The sequence below is a fragment of the Pseudomonas abieticivorans genome (genome assembly GCF_023509015.1).
GTDB lineage: Bacteria > Pseudomonadota > Gammaproteobacteria > Pseudomonadales > Pseudomonadaceae > Aquipseudomonas > Aquipseudomonas abieticivorans.
The window spans coordinates 5406765-5422894 of sequence record NZ_CP094975.1 but is presented as its reverse complement, the minus strand read 5'-3'; the positions used below and the strand labels follow the sequence as shown (position 1 = coordinate 5422894).

At 62.5% G+C, this 16130-nt stretch carries 13 protein-coding genes; 9 read left to right on the top strand and 4 right to left on the bottom strand.

Annotated elements, in window-relative coordinates; genetic code table 11:
• Nucleotides 1–39: 39 nt before the first annotated feature.
• Nucleotides 40–1059, bottom strand: coding sequence for a phosphate ABC transporter substrate-binding protein PstS (gene pstS, locus L9B60_RS24620; protein ID WP_249673574.1), 1020 nt, complete (start codon nucleotides 1057–1059; stop codon nucleotides 40–42).
• Nucleotides 1060–1340: 281 nt separating this feature from the next.
• On the opposite strand from pstS, the gene L9B60_RS24615 reads away from it, so the two are divergent.
• Together L9B60_RS24615 and L9B60_RS24610 are read left to right on the top strand one after the other, a co-directional pair.
• Nucleotides 1341–2543 carry a Fic family protein gene (locus tag L9B60_RS24615; protein ID WP_249673573.1) on the top strand — a complete coding sequence of 401 codons (1203 nt, stop codon included), beginning with the start codon at nucleotides 1341–1343 and terminating at the stop codon, nucleotides 2541–2543.
• Between the two features lie 58 nt (nucleotides 2544–2601).
• Nucleotides 2602–2811 carry a DUF2970 domain-containing protein gene (locus tag L9B60_RS24610; RefSeq protein WP_249673572.1) on the top strand — a complete coding sequence of 70 codons (210 nt, stop codon included), beginning with the start codon at nucleotides 2602–2604 and terminating at the stop codon, nucleotides 2809–2811.
• Here L9B60_RS24610 and L9B60_RS24605 read toward each other — a convergent pair whose 3' ends face one another.
• Nucleotides 2812–3897, bottom strand: a complete 1086-nt coding sequence (locus tag L9B60_RS24605) for an ABC transporter substrate-binding protein (RefSeq protein WP_249673571.1) — start codon at nucleotides 3895–3897, stop codon at nucleotides 2812–2814.
• Nucleotides 3898–4369: 472 nt separating this feature from the next.
• Between L9B60_RS24605 and L9B60_RS24600 the strand changes: the two genes are divergently transcribed.
• A complete protein-coding gene (locus L9B60_RS24600) occupies nucleotides 4370–6028 on the top strand; it encodes a nitrite/sulfite reductase (protein WP_249673570.1) in 1659 nt (552 codons plus the stop codon).
• Nucleotides 6012–6506 carry a DUF934 domain-containing protein gene (locus L9B60_RS24595; RefSeq protein WP_249673569.1) on the top strand — a complete coding sequence of 165 codons (495 nt, stop codon included), beginning with the start codon at nucleotides 6012–6014 and terminating at the stop codon, nucleotides 6504–6506. The genes L9B60_RS24600 and L9B60_RS24595 overlap by 17 nt, the downstream gene beginning before the upstream one ends.
• A 91-nt stretch (nucleotides 6507–6597) precedes the next feature.
• Here L9B60_RS24595 and L9B60_RS24590 read toward each other — a convergent pair whose 3' ends face one another.
• The gene (locus L9B60_RS24590) at nucleotides 6598–7563 is read right to left on the bottom strand and encodes an AraC family transcriptional regulator (protein ID WP_283780535.1); all 966 of its coding nucleotides are present in this window, start codon (nucleotides 7561–7563) and stop codon (nucleotides 6598–6600) included.
• 107 nt (nucleotides 7564–7670) lie between these two features.
• The gene (locus L9B60_RS24585; RefSeq protein ID WP_249673568.1) at nucleotides 7671–8597 is read right to left on the bottom strand and encodes a Gfo/Idh/MocA family protein; all 927 of its coding nucleotides are present in this window, start codon (nucleotides 8595–8597) and stop codon (nucleotides 7671–7673) included.
• Nucleotides 8598–9778: 1181 nt separating this feature from the next.
• Here L9B60_RS24585 and L9B60_RS24580 point away from each other — a divergent pair.
• The 5 genes from L9B60_RS24580 to L9B60_RS24560 all read left to right on the top strand — a co-directional run bounded on the left by L9B60_RS24580 (nucleotide 9779) and on the right by L9B60_RS24560 (nucleotide 16127).
• Complete coding sequence (locus L9B60_RS24580; protein WP_249673567.1) at nucleotides 9779–11233, top strand: SulP family inorganic anion transporter; 1455 nt, start codon at nucleotides 9779–9781, stop codon at nucleotides 11231–11233.
• An 86-nt stretch (nucleotides 11234–11319) separates the two neighbouring features.
• Nucleotides 11320–12321, top strand: a complete 1002-nt coding sequence (locus tag L9B60_RS24575) for a FecCD family ABC transporter permease (RefSeq protein ID WP_249673566.1) — start codon at nucleotides 11320–11322, stop codon at nucleotides 12319–12321.
• Complete coding sequence (locus L9B60_RS24570; protein ID WP_249673565.1) at nucleotides 12318–13073, top strand: ABC transporter ATP-binding protein; 756 nt, start codon at nucleotides 12318–12320, stop codon at nucleotides 13071–13073. The genes L9B60_RS24575 and L9B60_RS24570 overlap by 4 nt, the downstream gene beginning before the upstream one ends.
• A 7-nt stretch (nucleotides 13074–13080) precedes the next feature.
• Entirely contained in the window at nucleotides 13081–15189 is a 2109-nt protein-coding gene (locus L9B60_RS24565; protein WP_249673564.1) for a TonB-dependent receptor, read from the top strand.
• On the top strand, nucleotides 15186–16127 hold the full coding sequence (locus L9B60_RS24560) for an ABC transporter substrate-binding protein (protein WP_249673563.1): 942 nt from the start codon (nucleotides 15186–15188) through the stop codon (nucleotides 16125–16127). Before L9B60_RS24565 ends, L9B60_RS24560 begins: the two co-directional genes overlap by 4 nt.
• Nucleotides 16128–16130 lie beyond the last annotated feature (3 nt).

Genomic DNA, 16130 nt, shown 5'->3' with positions numbered 1-16130 from the left:
AACCGACGTGGTTAACCGGGGGGCTGCTGGCGGTTTAGATCAATGGGCGAAATCGGATTTCCAGTAGCCTTCGATCTTCTGTACCAGCGAGCTTGGCAGTGCTACGTAGTCCAGGGCGCTGGCCTGTTGCTGGCCGTTTTCCAGGGACCATTTGAAGAAGTGGAACGCCGCCGCGCTTTGCTCGGCGTTTTTAGGCTGCTTGTACATGATGATCCAGGTGGTGGCAGTAATCGGCCACGCGCCTTCGCCCGGGGCGTTGGTCATGATCAGGTTGAAGTCTTTGGCATTGCCCCAATCGGCGGTGTCGGCTGCGGCCTGGAAGGCCTTGGCGTTAGGCGTAACGAACTTGCCAGCGGCGTTTTTCAGTTGCGCGGTGTTCATCTTGTTCTGCAGGGCGTAGGCGTACTCGACGTAGCCGATCGAGCCCTTGATCTGCTTCACGTAGGCGGCCACACCTTCGTTACCCTTGCCGCCGACACCGGCAGGCCAGGCCACGGTGGTGCCGAACTTCAGGCTGTCGTTCCACTCAGGGCTGACTTTGGACAGGTAGTTGGTGAAGTTGAACGAGGTGCCCGAACCGTCCGAACGGTGGACCACGGTGATGGCGCCCGACGGCAGTTTCACGCCAGGGTTCAGCGCAACGATGGCCGCGTCATCCCACTTGGTGATCTTGCCCATGAAGATTTTGGCCAGGGTTTCGCCATCAAGCTTGAGCTTGCCGTTTTCCACGCCGTCGATGTTCATCACCGGCACGATACCGCCGATCACGCTCGGGAACTGGCCCAGGCCACCGGCTTTCAGGTCTTCGGCGCTCAACGGGGCGTCGGAGGCGCCGAAGTCAACGGTGGCCGCCTTGATCTGGGCAATGCCGCCGCCAGAACCGATCGACTGATAGTTGATGCGGTTTTGCGAGTCCTTGCTGTAGTCCTGGGACCACTTGGACAGCACCGGGTACACAAAGCTGGAGCCCGCACCGGTCACATCGGTCGCATGGGCCAGGCCGCTCAAACACAGGGAGGCCAGCAGAAGCGACAAACGGTTTTTATTCAGCAGCGTCACGGCAACACCTCGGTATAAGGATTGAGAGTGCCGGCCCCTCCATGGGACCAGCCGTGACGATTTAATGCCCTGAACATTTCCGTTTCATGACAGTTTGTCGAGATGTTTCATGAATTCGTATTTGGGCGCAGGATCATGTACTTTACTTACCGGAAAAAAATGCGAAATAAAATCCGCAAAAGCTTCCAACCTAATAAAATTTAAATCCGACAAAAGCCTTTATCTGTAAGGGTTTAACTGTAAAAATAAATCTTTAAAAAAATCCGCAAAGTGAACACGAAATGGCCGACTCCATGATCACCGGGAACCACTGGCTGGAACCCCTGCTACCAGCGACATTTCCTTCGCAAATCATCGCGATGGCCGAGCAGATGCCTTATCAAGCCGGAAAATTGGCAGGTATGTTGGCGCCCCAGACCGCGACATTGGTAGGCGGGCTATTGCGTGTGACCAGCAGTTTTTACAGCAACCTGATCGAAGGCCAGTTTACCGAACCTGTAAGCCTGGCCCCCACTGCCCCCAAACGCCACCGCAAAGAACTGACAGAATTGGCTAGCACCCACATTGGCGCCCAGCAGGCTTTCGAGCGGGCTGTATCTATCCGCCAGGACTTATCGTGGCCAGACCTGTTTGCACCCGCGTTTGTATCCCGGGTACATCGCCGGTTGTTCGAGGGTGCCAGCGAAAGCCAACTGCTGCTCAGCGACGGCACTCACTTGGTCCCCGGGCAGCTTCGTGATGCGGCCGAAAAAGACGTGTTGGTTGGCCAACACGCGGCACCCGCCTGGACGTGCGTAAGCCCCATGCTGACCCGTATGCAACAGGTTTTTGGGCGCCTGGCCGATACGCGCGCACGACTTCTCGCCACGATGATCTATCATCACCGCTTGGCTTGGGTTCACCCCTTTGTGGATGGCAACGGTCGCGTGGTGCGGATGATTACTCATCTTCAGCTCCACAAATTGGGATTATCGTCACCGCTTTGGTCTCTTTCCAGAGGCCTGGCCAGAGCCCAACAGAGCTATTACGCCCATCTTGCCAATGCCGATCAGCCCCGTCGTGGAGACCTCGATGGGCGTGGCCAACTGACGCAAGCCGGATTGTTTGAATTCGTCAGCTTCATGCTCGATACCTGCCTGGATCAGATGCGCTACACCGAACAGGCCATGCAGGTGAGCAACATGCGCGAAAGACTGGGTCGAATATTCGCCTTCGACCAACGACTGCATCTAGCCGGGGTAAAGCCCGATTCGGCTCGTGCCATACATATTCTTCTAACCCAAGGCGTGGTTACGCGCGCAGATTTCAAAATTTACACCGGGCAAGGCGACCGCACCGCGACCGAGCAATTGAAAAAGCTGATTGACTTGGGCCTGGTTAAAAGCGCCACGCCAAAATCGCGGGAATTGGAGCCAGGCTTACCCATCTGGTTCGCGCAGCAATTGTTCCCCGACTTACATCAGCGATTCTTGCCAGCACATTAGGGAACGGTGACCCGGCACCCATTTCGGCGGCTGCTACAGTATGAGGTAGGAGAACACCATGACCGACCCCAAGCCCCCTACCCTCTGGCAAATGCTGCACAGCGTGCTGGCCGCCGCCTTCGGCGTGCAGAGCAACAAGAACCGCGAGCGCGATTTCACCCACGGCAAGCCGGTGCACTTCATCGCCCTGGGCATTGCTTTTACGGTGGTGTTTGCCTTGTTGCTGTTTGGCGTGGTGCAACTGGTGCTGCACCTGGCGCTGCCCTGATCAGGGCAGCACGGCGTCCAGGCTGAACGGGTAGCGGTAGCCCGCCGGTTTGCCCTTGGCACTCATGGCGTTAAAATCGATGGGGTGCCCAGGGCCAACGCCGTGGGCCAGCAACTGCCGCGCCGTGGCCGGATCAAGGTTGCGCAGGCTTTCGACCGATCGGTCGCGCCCGCCGTGACGGCTGAAGTCCACGCCCAGCGCATCGTCATGCAGCAGCACCAGCGCCCAACCGCCCAAGGTGAAATGGCCACCGAACAACACGCTCAAGCGCCCGTCGATGCGCGCCTGCAGCGTCTGGGGCGAGGTGTTCACGGCGCTGAACAGGACGTCCTTGCCGGGCATGCGCCCCTGCTCCTGAAGCGCGCGCATGGCGCCGAAGGCCATCTCGTCATTGGCCGACCACACCAGCGCGGTGCGCGGGTAGCGCTTGAGCAATTGCCCGGCCTGTTGGTAGGCCCGCTCCCGGTCCCAGGCACCGTAGACCCGTTGGCGCAGGTGCACCTGCGGGTGTTCGGCCAGGGCCCGGCGCATGCCCTGCTCGCGCAGGATCGAGGCCGGTGTCTGCGCGACGCCGCTGAACGCCAGCAAGTCCAGCGCCTGGCCAGGCGCCAAGGGCCCATGGGCCGCGACCAGTTGATTGAGCATCAGGTAGCCGGCCTGCTCATCGTTGGTCAGCAGGCTGCCGAGCAAGGGGGCGTAGTGGCGTTGGTTTTCGCTGATGAGTTGGGCCTGGCCGGGGGTCAGGCCGTTGTTGACCATGAACACCTTGACCTGGGTGCCTTGGGCCATGCGCAAGATCTGCGGGCCCACCGATTGCTCGTTGACGAACACCAGGTAATCCGGCGGCCGGGCCGAATGCAGGGCTGCACGGGCATTGTCCACGGTCAAGGACGGTACGCGCTCGGAGTACTGGATCGTAAGGTCCATGCCCAACTGATCGGCAGCCACCTGCATGAACTGTGAATAGCTCGACCAAAACGGCTCGGCCGCATGCCCCGGATTGAGAAACAGCACGGTCGACCCATGGGCGCTGCCCACGAAAATACACAGCCCCAGCACCAACGACCTGAAAACACCCACCCACATGCCAACCGACCCTTCGCGCAAAGCCGATCAGTATAGCCTGATGGCAGTCTGACATGCAGGCACATGGCAACCGCCAGTCGGACTGGAGCGCATTGCAAAGGGGGGTGTGCGGCTAAAGTACTACTGGTGGCTGACCCAGAAAACGGCCGTGCCCACCACGAGTATGATCAAGAACAAAATGGCCCAGGCATCGACGCTGCTATCGGCTTTTGGCGCTTTCACGGGGTTGCTCATGTGCATTGCCTCTTGTGGTTTTTATCAGGCTGCACAGGCAGTAAAGTCCAGCATTGACCGGACGGCAAGTAGGGAATTGCGACTAAAGTTGCAACGTTAGTACTTTTAGTTCTTTGCATATACTCAAACGGCACTTTTGCGCATAACTAAAAACAGGTATCTTTCCACGGCTCCGCAGGGGGTGCGCGGCCGTGCGCGCGATTTTTTGCTGCAAAAGACAGCCCTGAACAGGATCATCATGTACGTTTACGACGAGTACGATCAACGGATCATCGAGGACCGCGTCAAGCAGTTCCGTGATCAGACCCGACGCTACCTGGCAGGTGAACTCAGCGAAGAAGAGTTCCGCCCGCTGCGCCTGCAGAACGGTCTTTATATCCAACGCTTCGCGCCCATGCTGCGAGTCGCCGTGCCCTATGGCCAACTGACCTCGCGCCAGACGCGGATGATGGCCAAGATTGCCCGCGACTTCGACAAAGGCTACGCGCACATCAGTACCCGCCAGAACGTACAGTTCAACTGGCCGGCGGTGGAAGACATCCCGGACATTCTGGCCGAGCTTGCCACCGTGCAGATGCACGCGATCCAGACCAGCGGCAACTGCCTGCGCAACGTCACCACCGACCAGTTCGCTGGTGTGGCGGCAGACGAAGTGATCGATCCGCGGCCGTGGTGCGAAATCGTGCGTCAGTGGACCACTTTCCACCCGGAATTCGCCTACTTGCCGCGCAAGTTCAAGATTGCCGTCAACGGTGCCAACACTGACCGCGCGGCCATCGAAGTGCACGACATTGGCCTGGAGCCGGTGCACAACGCGGCCGGCGAACTGGGTTTCCGCGTCTTGGTGGGTGGCGGCCTGGGCCGTACCCCGGTGGTGGGCGCCTTCATCAACGAGTTCTTGCCGTGGCAAGACCTGTTGAGCTACCTGGACGCCATCCTGCGCGTGTACAACCGCTATGGCCGTCGGGACAACAAGTACAAGGCGCGCATCAAGATCCTGGTCAAGGCCCTCACCCCCGAGGTCTTCGCCCAGAAGGTGGACGCCGAGATGGAACACCTGCGCGGCGGCAGCACCACGCTGACCGAAGCCGAACTTGAGCGTGTCGCCAAGCACTTCGTCGACCCCGAGTACCTGGCCCTGCCGGACTTCGCCGCCGAACTGAGCGCATTGGATGCCGAGCACCCAGGTTTCGCCCGCTGGCGTACCCGCAATACCCTGGCGCACAAGAAGCCAGGCTACGTGGCCGTGACCCTGTCACTGAAACCGACCGGCGTTGCCCCGGGCGACCTGACCGACAAGCAGCTGGACGCCGTGGCGGACCTCGCCGACCGCTACAGCTTCGGCCAACTGCGTACCTCCCACGAGCAGAACATCATCCTGGCCGACGTCGAGCAGCAAAAACTGCACGCCTTCTGGCTGGAACTGCGCGAAGGTGGTTTCGCCACGCCGAACATCGGCCTGTTGACCGACATCATCTGCTGCCCGGGCGGTGACTTCTGCTCCCTGGCCAACGCCAAGTCGATCCCGATCGCCGAATCCATCCAGCGCCGTTTCGACGACCTGGACTACCTGTTCGACATCGGCGAACTGGACCTGAACATATCTGGCTGCATGAACGCCTGTGGTCACCACCACGTGGGCCACATCGGCATCCTGGGCGTGGACAAGAAAGGCGAAGAGTTCTACCAGGTCTCTCTGGGTGGCAGCGCCAGCCGCGATGCCAGCCTGGGCAAAATCCTCGGCCCTTCGTTTGCCCAGGACGCCATGCCGGACGTAATTTCCAAGCTGATCGACGTGTACATCGAACAACGTACCGAAGATGAGCGTTTTATCGATACCTACCAGCGTATCGGCATCGACCTGTTCAAGGAGCGCGTCTATGCAGCGAATCATTAAAAACAACGCGGTGGTCGACGAAACCTGGCACTTGCTGCCCAAGGACGCGACCCTCGATGGCATCAGCAACTGCGACGACCTGATCGTGCCGCTGGCCCTGTGGCGCGACCACGCCCACGCCCTGAAAGCCCGTGACGGCGGCCTGGGCGTGTGGCTGGACGCCGACGAAGAAGCCGAGGAAATCGGCGTCGACGTCGAGTTTTTCCAGGTCATCGCGCTGAACTTCCCGGCGTTCACCGACGGTCGCAACTACTCCAACGCCCGCCTGTTGCGTGACCGCTATGGTTACACGGGCGAGTTGCGGGCGATCGGCGACGTGCTGCGCGACCAGTTGTTCTACCTGCACCGCTGCGGTTTCGACGCTTTTGCCCTGCGCGCCGACAAAGACCCGTACGAAGCCCTTGAAAGCCTCAAGGATTTCTCGGTGACCTACCAGGCGGCTACCGACGAGCCGTTGCCGTTGTTCCGCCGCCGCTAAACGGCGGTGGCGGCTTCGCGGATGAATCCGCTCCTACAGGGGGCGGCTTTATCCGCGTTCGCCGCGCCATCAGTTACGCCCTCCCCCCCGCCTAGGCACACCGGCGCTGTTGCAGCGTGTGCGACGGCAGCTCCCCAAACGCCTGGCGGTACTGCTCGGCGAACCGCCCCAGGTGGGCAAAACCGTAGTCGAGCGCAAGCTCCGTCACGTTACGCACGTTGCAGGCCGGGTCTTTGAGGCAGGCTTGGATGCGTTGCAGTTTCTGCTGGCGAATGTACTGCCCAGGCGTTGTGCCGGCATGGCGTTCGAACAGCGCATACAGCGAGCGCTGGCTCATGTTGGCCACCTTCGCCAAGGCGTTGCTGTCGATGGCGTGCTTGAGGTGGCGCTGGATGTAATCGGCAATGCGCTCGAAGGTCATCGCCGCCGAGCCCGATGCCTCACGGCGCAGGTTGCTGGGCATGGCGGTGAGCATCTTGCTGGCGACGATCTGCGCGTAATGCTCTTGCACCCGCAGCAGCGGATCGCGGCTTTCGGCCTCGTTGCAGAGCATGCCCAGCAGGCGATCGAAGCCATCCAACTGGTCGAGCCTATAACGATTGCCGACAAACCGCACGCCGGCGCCCTCGGTGTGCCAGCGTTGCTCCTCACACACCGCCTCGAGCAGGCGCGTGGGCACCTTGAGGATGAATTTCTCGCAGTCGGCCGAATAGGTCAGGTCGACCGGATCGTGCGGGTTGATCACCAACAGCTCGCCCGGCCCCAGGCACTGCTCGCCCTGGGCGCTGCGCCACACGCAGTGGCCGCGCAACAGCACTTGCAGGTGATAAATGGTTTCCAGCGCATGGGAGGTGACGCGCACGCTGGCGCCGTAGCTGATGCGGCACAGGTCCAGGCTGGCGAAGGCCTTGTGGTTCAGGCTCGACAGCGGCTGGCCGCGGCGCGGCAGTACGATGCAGTGATTACCGACGTGGCGGTTGACGTAGTCGGACACGGCATGGGGGTCGGCGTGCGCAAAGACCTGGCTGCGCTCGCCCAGCAATTGGCTCTCCATCACGGGAGTACTCATTGTTTTTATAAGGTTTGATTGTGCGGCGTTTCGGCCAGGGGTGCCAATACGCAAAAGGTGTCGGGCCATACCTGGCGGGTATGGCCCGACACCCGTCAATCAATAAACGGCGCCACGGTTTCCCGGCGCCCAGCCATGAACGCATCCGCCACCAGGCGCAGCGGTTGCAGGTCGGCATCGCTTTGGCCATCGCCGATCAGTTGGTGGAAATGCCGGTACACCGAGGGGTACTCACCTTCGTCGGGCAATGGCTGGGCGCTATTGTTGATGTACAACGCCGCGCCGCCTTTTTCCAGGCGCAAGGTGCCATCTTCGGTTTCGATCACGATGCGCCAGATGTCTTCGCTGGTGTGGTCCCAGTCGAACTCGGCGCTTACGGCCAGGCCGCGTGCGTCGGTCATGCTCAGGCTGGCCGCGATGGGCGCCTGGCGGTTGCCGGGAAAGCGCAGCTCGGCAGCGGTGACGAACAGCGGCTCAGGCAACAGCGCGGTGGCGATCGACAGTGCGTTGATGCCGGGGTCAAACACCCCCTGCCCGCCTGCCTGCCAGATCCACTGCTGGCCGGGGTGCCATTTGCGCACGTCTTCTTTCCAGACGATTTGCACCGAGCGCAAGCTGCGACCTAGCAACCATTGGCGGGCAACCTCCACGGCCGGGGCAAAGCGCGAGTGCCAGGCGAACAAGCAAGTCACGCCCTGGCTGCGGCCCAGTTCCACCAGCGCCATGGCTTCGCCCAGGCTCGCGCAGGGCGGCTTTTCCACCAGCACGTGTTTGCCGGCCAGCAGTGCCTGGCGCACTTGGGCGTAGCGGCCTTGGGGCGGCGTACAGAACGAGACGGCTTGCACCTCGGGCTGTTCGGCCAGCAGCGCGTCAAGGCTTGTGTAGTGGGCCACGTCTGGGCAGGGGTTGCCCAGGGTTGCCACCGCAGTGAGATCGAACGCTGAATTGCCGAGAATGGCCGGCACGTGCTGGTCTTGGGCGATTTTGCCGTATCCGGTCAAGGCCAGTTTGATGGGTTCCATGCAGCGCTCCTGTCGGCAGGGTGATTGTTGTTTGTGCCGAGAATGACCAATCCGTGCGCCAAGCTCAAGGTGTTGTTCGCACACCCGCTCCCTTTCAGGTGGAGCAGAGCCATCTGTCAACTTTTGACGTTCGCTTTTGATAGGTAGTGAGCCCCAAAAATGCACCTGCAGTACACCCAAGGCAGTCAACCCCTCCCCACCAGACCGCGGCACGTTGCAGCAAATGTGGGAGCAAGCCTTGCTTGCGACAGGCCGCGCGGGCGGCCGGTAGTGGCCGTTATTGAGTCGCCTTCACAAGCCCATCGCAAGCAAGCTTGCTCCCACACAAAGCCCCGAAAATGCACCTGCAGTACACCCAAGGCAGTCAACCCCTCCCCACCAGAATGCGGCACGTTGCAGCAAATGTGGGAGCAAGCCTTGCTTGCGATAGGCCGCGCGGGCGGCCGGTAGTGGCCGTTATTGAGTCGCCAGCCAGCCCATCGCAAGCAAGCTTGCTCCCACACAAAGCCCCAAAAATGCACCTGCAGTACACCCAAGGCAGTCAACCCCTCCCCACCAGACCGCGGCACGTTGCAACCAATGTGGGAGCAAGCCTTGCTTGCGATAGGCCGCGCGGGCGGCCGGTAGTGGCAGTTATTGAGTCGCCAACCAAGCCCATCGCAAGCAAGCTTGCTCCCACACCAAGCCCCAAAAATGCACCTGCAGTACACCCAAGGCAGTCAACCCCTCCCCACCAGACCGCGGCACGTTGCAACCAATGTGGGAGCAAGCCTTGCTTGCGATAGGCCGCGCGGGCGGCCGGTAGTGGCCGCTATTGAGTCGCCAACCAAGCCCATCGCAAGCAAGCTTGCTCCCACACCAAGCCCCAAAAATGCACCTGCAGTACACCCAAGGCAGTCAACCCCTCCCCACCAGACCGCGGCACGTTGCAGCAAATGTGGGAGCAAGCCTTGCTTGCGATAGGCCGCGCGGGCGGCCGGTAGTGGCCGCTATTGAGTCGCCAACCAAGCCCATCGCAAGCAAGCTTGCTCCCACATAAAGCGCTCCCACGGCCAGAAAAAACTGGTCACAGTTGGCTCCACTGCCTAAAATGGTCGCCTTCCAATTTTAAATCTGCCTTCATACCTGGCTGCCTTGGCGCAGCCGGTCGCGAGGGTGTTTGTGCTGAGTCAAGGAAACCCATGTCCGTGTCCGCTATCCGCAACAACGTCCTGGCGGGGCTTACGTCTTCGTTCGCGTTGGTGCCCGAGTGCATCGCCTTCGCTTTGGTGGCCCAGGTCAACCCACTGATGGGCCTGTACGGCGCCTTTATCATTTGCACGATTACCGCGCTGTTTGGCGGGCGCCCGGCGATGATTTCCGGAGCCGCCGGCTCCATGGCCGTGGTGATCGTGGCCTTGGTGGTGCAACACGGCGTGGAGTACCTGCTGGCCACGGTGGTGCTGGGCGGGGTTTTCATGGTGCTGTTCGGCGCGCTACGCCTGGGCAAGCTGATCCGCATGGTGCCGCACCCGGTCATGCTCGGTTTCGTCAACGGCCTGGCCATCATCATCGCGCTGTCACAACTGGAGCACTTCAAGGCTGCGGGCGGTGGCTGGCTCAGCGGTGAACCGCTGTGGGTGATGCTCGGCCTGGTGGCCTTGACCATGGCCGTGGTGTACGTGCTGCCACGCCTGACGCGGGCCGTCCCGCCGGCACTGGTGGCGATCGTCGGCGTAAGCCTGCTGGTGTTCGTGTTCGGCCTGCCCACCCGCACCCTGGGCGACATGGCGCAGATCGCCGGCGGCCTGCCCAGCGTGCACTGGCCCGCCTTGCCCATGACCCTGGACACCCTGAAGATCATCCTGCCCTATGCGCTGCTGATGTCGATGGTGGGCCTGCTGGAAACCTTGCTGACCTTCAACCTGACCGACGAGATCACCGAAACCCGCGGCCAGCCGAATCGCGAGTGCATGGCCTTGGGCGTGGCCAACATTGCTTCCGGGCTGTTTGGCGGCATGGGCGGTTGCGCCATGATCGGCCAGACCGTGATCAACCTGAGCTCCGGTGGCCGCCAACGCTTGTCCGGGGTGGTCAGCGGCCTCATGATTTTGCTGTTTATCCTGTTCTTGTCGCCCTTGATCGAGCGCATCCCGCTGGCGGCCCTGGCCGGGGTGATGTTCGTGGTGGCCCAGCAGACCTTTGCCTGGGGCTCGTTGCGGGTCTTGGGCAAAGTGCCCAAGCAGGACGCCATCGTGATCGTCGCCGTGACCCTGATCACCGTGTTCACCGATCTGGCCACCGCCGTGATCTGCGGCATCCTCATCGCCGCGCTGGCGTTCGCCTGGCAGCACGCCCGCGAGATTCGCGCCGACGTCGACGACAACGGCAAAGGGCGCAAGGTGTACACGCCCCACGGCACGCTGTTCTTCGCCTCGACCACACACTTCCAGGCATTGTTCGACCCGGCCAATGATCCAAGGCAGGTGGTGGTGGATTGCCGCTTCCTGCACATGGCCGATCATTCGGCCATTGCCGCGCTGGAGTCGCTGGCGGGGCGCTACGAGAAGTTCGGCAAGGCGTTTGTGCTGCAAGGGTTGAGCGAACGCAACGAGCGATTGCTGCAGCGGGCTGGGGTCGGCATAGAAATGCAGTGAAGGCTGCCGAAAGCTTTTAACCAACTGGTTCACCTTATCAATTCGCTGTATAGTTTTATATACAGCGAATCGATTCGAGCGTCCCCTTGCCCACCTTTCTTCTCAGTGCCGCCGCCCTGGTGCTGGCTGCGCTGCTGGCCCTGACCCTGGGCCGCTATCCCCTGCCCTTGTCGCAGATCGTGGATTTTCTCGGCGCCTGGCTGGGCATCAGCCACCTGCCGGCCAGCCAATACGCCCTGCTGCACAGCCTGATCATCGACACCCGCTGGCCCCGTGTATTGGCGGCCATGCTGGTGGGCGCCGGGTTGTCCGTGTCGGGCGCGGCCTACCAGGCGGTGTTTCGCAACCCGCTGGTATCGCCAGGCCTGCTCGGCGTACTCAGCGGCTGTGCGTTTGGCGCAGCCTTGGCCATTGTCGGCAACCTGCACGGGCTCTGGGTGCCGGCCCTGGCCTGCGCCACCGGGCTTGCCGCGGTGGCCGTAGGGGTAGGCATCGCCAACCTGTTCCCTGCACCGTCGATCCTGATGCTGGTGCTTGGCGGCATCGTCGCCAACGCGCTGTTCACCTCACTGCTGTCGATGGTCAAGTACATCGCCGACCCCCTCGACCAGTTGCCGGCCATCGTTTACTGGATGCTCGGCAGCCTGAGTGCGGTCGACGCCCAGGCACTGGCGGTGATTGCCCCGGTGCTGCTGGTCGCCATCGTCAGCCTGTGCCTGTCGGGCCGCGTGATCGACGCCTTGTCCCTCAGCGACGACGAAGCCCACAGCCTGGGCGTGCCGGTGCAACGCATCCGTTACGGGGTGATCGTGCTGGCCACGTTGATCTCGGCGCTGACCGTGAGCATTGCCGGCATGGTCGGTTGGGTTGGCTTGTTGGTGCCGCACCTGGCCAGGCTGCTGGTTGGCCCTGGCAACGCCCGGCTGCTGCCGGTCAGTGCGTGCCTGGGCGGCTGCTTTTTGCTGGCGGCCGATGCCGCGGCGCGCAGCGTCAGTGCCGGTGAAATCCCCTTGGGCATCATCACCGAACTGCTCGGCGCCGTGGCCTTCGTGCTGGTGCTGCACCGCGTGCGCCGGGGGTGGCTATGAGCGTGTTGGCCAGCCGCAACCTGACGTACCTGCACATCCTCAAGCAGATCGACCTGAGTATTGCGCCCGGCGACTGCATCGCCCTGCTGGGCGCCAACGGCGCGGGCAAAAGCACCCTCCTGAAGTTGTTGCTGGGCCTGCTCAAGCCTTCGGCGGGCCAGGTGCTGCTCAACGGTCAGGACCTGGCCGGCCTGGATCGCCGGCACATCGCCCGGCACCTGGCCTATGTGCCACAAAGCCATGTGCCGAGCTTTCCCTTTACCGTGCGCCAGATCATCGGCCAGGGCCGCTTGCCGATTGCCGGGCTGGGCCGAGCACTGGGCCGCGAGGACCGCGACGCGGTGGCCCAGGCGCTGAGCGAGATGGGCATCCAAACGCTGGCCGAGCGGGTGTACACCGAGCTTTCCGGTGGCGAACGGCAACTGGTGCTGATCGCCCGTGCGCTGGTGCAGCAGGCCCGCCTGATCATCCTTGACGAGCCGACCACGGGCCTGGATTTCGGCCATCAACTGCGCTTGCTCGACCGCCTGCAACGCCTGGCCGAACGCGGCTTGAGCGTGCTGGCCAGCACCCATCGCCCCGAGCACGCCCTGGCGTCCTGCAACCGGGTACTGGTGCTGCATCAAGGCCAACTGATCGCCGATGGCACGCCCACCGCGGTGATCGACAGTGCGCTGATCGAGCGCCTGTACGCGGTCAAGGTGCGCCAGGTCCAAGCGCATTCCCATCGTTTTTTCATCTCCAATGAGTAGTCCGTCCATGCCCCGCTTGCCCTTTGCCCCGCTGTTGCTGGCCGTAGCCACAAGCCTTGCCCATGCCGATGACGGCGCGACCGTGCAACTGGCGCCGGTCCAGGTCAGCAGCCGTGAAAGCGACGCCGACGCAGCGCTGAACAAAAGCGCCCATCTAGGCCCCTTGGGCGAGCGGCGCTTGCTCGACACGCCCTACTCGGTGAGCGTGGTGCCCCACGACCTGATCGAGAACCAGCAACTCAAAAGCGTGAAGGATATCTTGCGCTACCTGCCCTCGGTACAAGGCGATGGCGCGCGCCCGCAGAGCCGTGGCATGCAAGGCAGCGTGGTGCAAAACAGCAGGCTGGACGGGCTGAACGTGGTGTCCACCACCGACTACCCAGCCGAACAACTGGCCAGCGTCGAGGTGCTCAACGGCCTGGCGGGCTCGTTGTACGGCCCGGCGAACCCAGCGGGTACGTTCAATTTCATCTCCAAGCGGCCCACCGATGAAACCCGCAACCGCGTGACCGCGGGCATCGGCACGGGTTTGTCGTGGCTCAAGGCTGCCGACCTGAGCGGCCCCTTCGACCCCGACGGCAAGGTCAAGTACCGCCTCAACCTGATGGACGAACAAGGCCATAGCTACGCGCCGGGCAGCACCTTGCGCCGGCAATTGATCAGCCTGGCACTGGACTTCCAGCTCAGCGACAGCAGCGTGCTGGAAACCAATTTCACCCACTACAACTACCTGGCCAAGGGCCTGCCGGGCAAGTTCGCAGTGGCCAGCGGCGTCGGCCTGCCCAGCGCGCTGGACCCGACCAAAAGCAACCTGGGCCAAAACTACGCCGGCGACGACAACACCACCGACACCGCCAGCGTGCACTTCAAGCACGATTTGGACGGCAACTGGAAGCTGGACGTCGGACTGCTGCGGCAAATCGCCGACCGCGAATCCACCGCCGTCACCAACACCCTGACCAATAGCCGCGGCGCTTACACCAGCACCACTTCCAGCGCCACGGCCAGCCGCTTCACCATTAACAGCTACCTGGCCAACCTCAATGGCAGCGTATGGACCGGGCCGGTGCGCCACGATCTAAGCTTTGGTTTGAGTGGGTTTGACTGGCGCAACTACAACCCGGTCAACGGCAGCACCCAAACCCTGGGCAGCGCTAACCTGGCGGCGCCGGTCAATTTTGCCGAGCCCAACTACCCCGACTTCACCGACCGCTACCAGTCGGCCCACAGCACCCAACAGTCGCTGATCTTCGGTGACACCCTGACCTTCACCCCGCAGTGGAGCCTGATGGTCACCGGCAGCCAAAGCCAGATGTCCGTCAGCAACTGGGCCAAGACCGGGGCGCGCAGCAGCCATTCCGACGATCACGGCCTGAGCGGCGCCGGCAGCTTGATGTACAAGCCAGTCGACAACCTGACGCTGTACCTCACCTATGCCGACAGCCTGCAGCAGGGCGACAGCGCCCCCACCGGCACCACCAACGCCGGCAACATCCTCGCCCCTTACCGCAGCAAGCAGTGGGAGCTAGGCGGCAAGCTAGCGCTGGACGGCGTGAACCTGTCGCTGGCCGCGTTCCAGATCAAGCGGCCTTACGCTTTTACGCAGGATGACGGCAGCTATGCCATTGCCGGTGAACAGCGCAACCGCGGCGTGGAGTTCATGGCCGACGGCAAGGTCAGCGACAACGTGCGGCTGTACGGTGGCCTGGTCTGGCTGGACCCCAAACTGCTCGATACCGGCAACGCCAGCACCGAGGACACGCGCATCGTCGGCCTGTCCAAGTACACCGCCAGCCTGTTGACCGAGTACCAGGTGCCGCAGGTCAAGGGCCTGGCGCTGAACCTCAACGCCCGCTACATGGGCGCACGCCCCACCGACAACAGTAATGACCACTGGGTGAGCAGCTATGAAACCTTCGACATCGGCGCCAGTTTCGCCACCCAATTGATGCACCGCGACACCGTCTACCGCCTGGAAATGACCAACGTCACCAACCAACGCTACTGGACCAACATCGTGCCCGGCGCCCTCAATGGCTATACCGGCACCGGTACCACCAGCGCCTCGTTGGGCGCACCGCGCATGCTGCAGGCCTCGATCCAGGTGGACCTGTGAGGTGGCTGTGGCTGCTGGTGGCGCTGGGCAGCAGCGCCGCCTTTGCCAGCGCAGAGCGCATCGCCGATGCGTGGTATGCCCACCATGCCTTGCTGATGACCTTGGGCGCGGGTGATCGCATCGTCGCCACGGTCAACCATCCGCAAAGCCGCCCGTGGATGTTCAAGGTGCAGCCTTCGTTGAACCAGGCCCAGGCGGTCAATGGCACAGCGTTCAACGTCGAGGACCTGCTGGCACGCCAGGTCGACCTGGTGTTCACCACCCAAGGCGATCGCAATGCCCTGGCCTACCAGCAGGCCGGCATCGCGGTGGTGTACGTCGGTTTCACCGACATCCCCTCCATGCAGCAGGCGATGCTCGACACCGCGCAAGCGCTGGGCTCGCCCCAGGCAATGGCGCGCGCCCACGCCTACAACGCCTACCTGGATGAGCAACTGCGCGCCGTGCACGCGCGCCTTGCATCGCTGCCCCAAGCCCAGCGGCCACGGGTGCTGCACATCGCCTCCCTCAACCCCTTGAAAGTGGACGGTGCCGACACCCTGGTCGATACCTGGATCGGCCTTGCCGGCGGGCGCAATGCCGCTACGGGCCTGAAGGGCAATTTGCAGGTGGTGTCGGCCGAACAGGTGCTGGCCTGGGACCCGGACGTGGTCATCGTGGCGGCTAATGCCGGCGAGATCGGCCCAGGGCTGTTGCAGCAATTGCGCGCGGTGAAAGCCGGGCACGTGCTGCGCAACCCCGACGGAGTATTCCCCTGGGACCGCTACGGCACGGAGTTGGCGCTGCAGGTGCCGTGGGCGGCGCAGCAGTTGCATCCGCAGGCGTTTGCCGACGTGCGAATGGTGGAACGGACGATGGACTTTTATCGGCGCTTCTTTGGCTATGCGTTAAGCGAAGAAGGGGCGCGTCGGATTATGGCGGGGTTGGGGCCTGAGTGACGG

Coding starts and splice junctions, on each gene's coding strand:
- L9B60_RS24615 (WP_249673573.1), top strand. CDS start 1,341: ATGGCCGACTCCATGATCACCGGGAACCACTGGCTGGAACCCCTGCTA.
- L9B60_RS24610 (WP_249673572.1), top strand. CDS start 2,602: ATGACCGACCCCAAGCCCCCTACCCTCTGGCAAATGCTGCACAGCGTG.
- L9B60_RS24605 (WP_249673571.1), bottom strand. CDS start 3,897: ATGTGGGTGGGTGTTTTCAGGTCGTTGGTGCTGGGGCTGTGTATTTTC.
- L9B60_RS24600 (WP_249673570.1), top strand. CDS start 4,370: ATGTACGTTTACGACGAGTACGATCAACGGATCATCGAGGACCGCGTC.
- L9B60_RS24595 (WP_249673569.1), top strand. CDS start 6,012: ATGCAGCGAATCATTAAAAACAACGCGGTGGTCGACGAAACCTGGCAC.
- L9B60_RS24585 (WP_249673568.1), bottom strand. CDS start 8,597: ATGGAACCCATCAAACTGGCCTTGACCGGATACGGCAAAATCGCCCAA.
- L9B60_RS24580 (WP_249673567.1), top strand. CDS start 9,779: ATGTCCGTGTCCGCTATCCGCAACAACGTCCTGGCGGGGCTTACGTCT.
- L9B60_RS24570 (WP_249673565.1), top strand. CDS start 12,318: ATGAGCGTGTTGGCCAGCCGCAACCTGACGTACCTGCACATCCTCAAG.
- L9B60_RS24565 (WP_249673564.1), top strand. CDS start 13,081: ATGCCCCGCTTGCCCTTTGCCCCGCTGTTGCTGGCCGTAGCCACAAGC.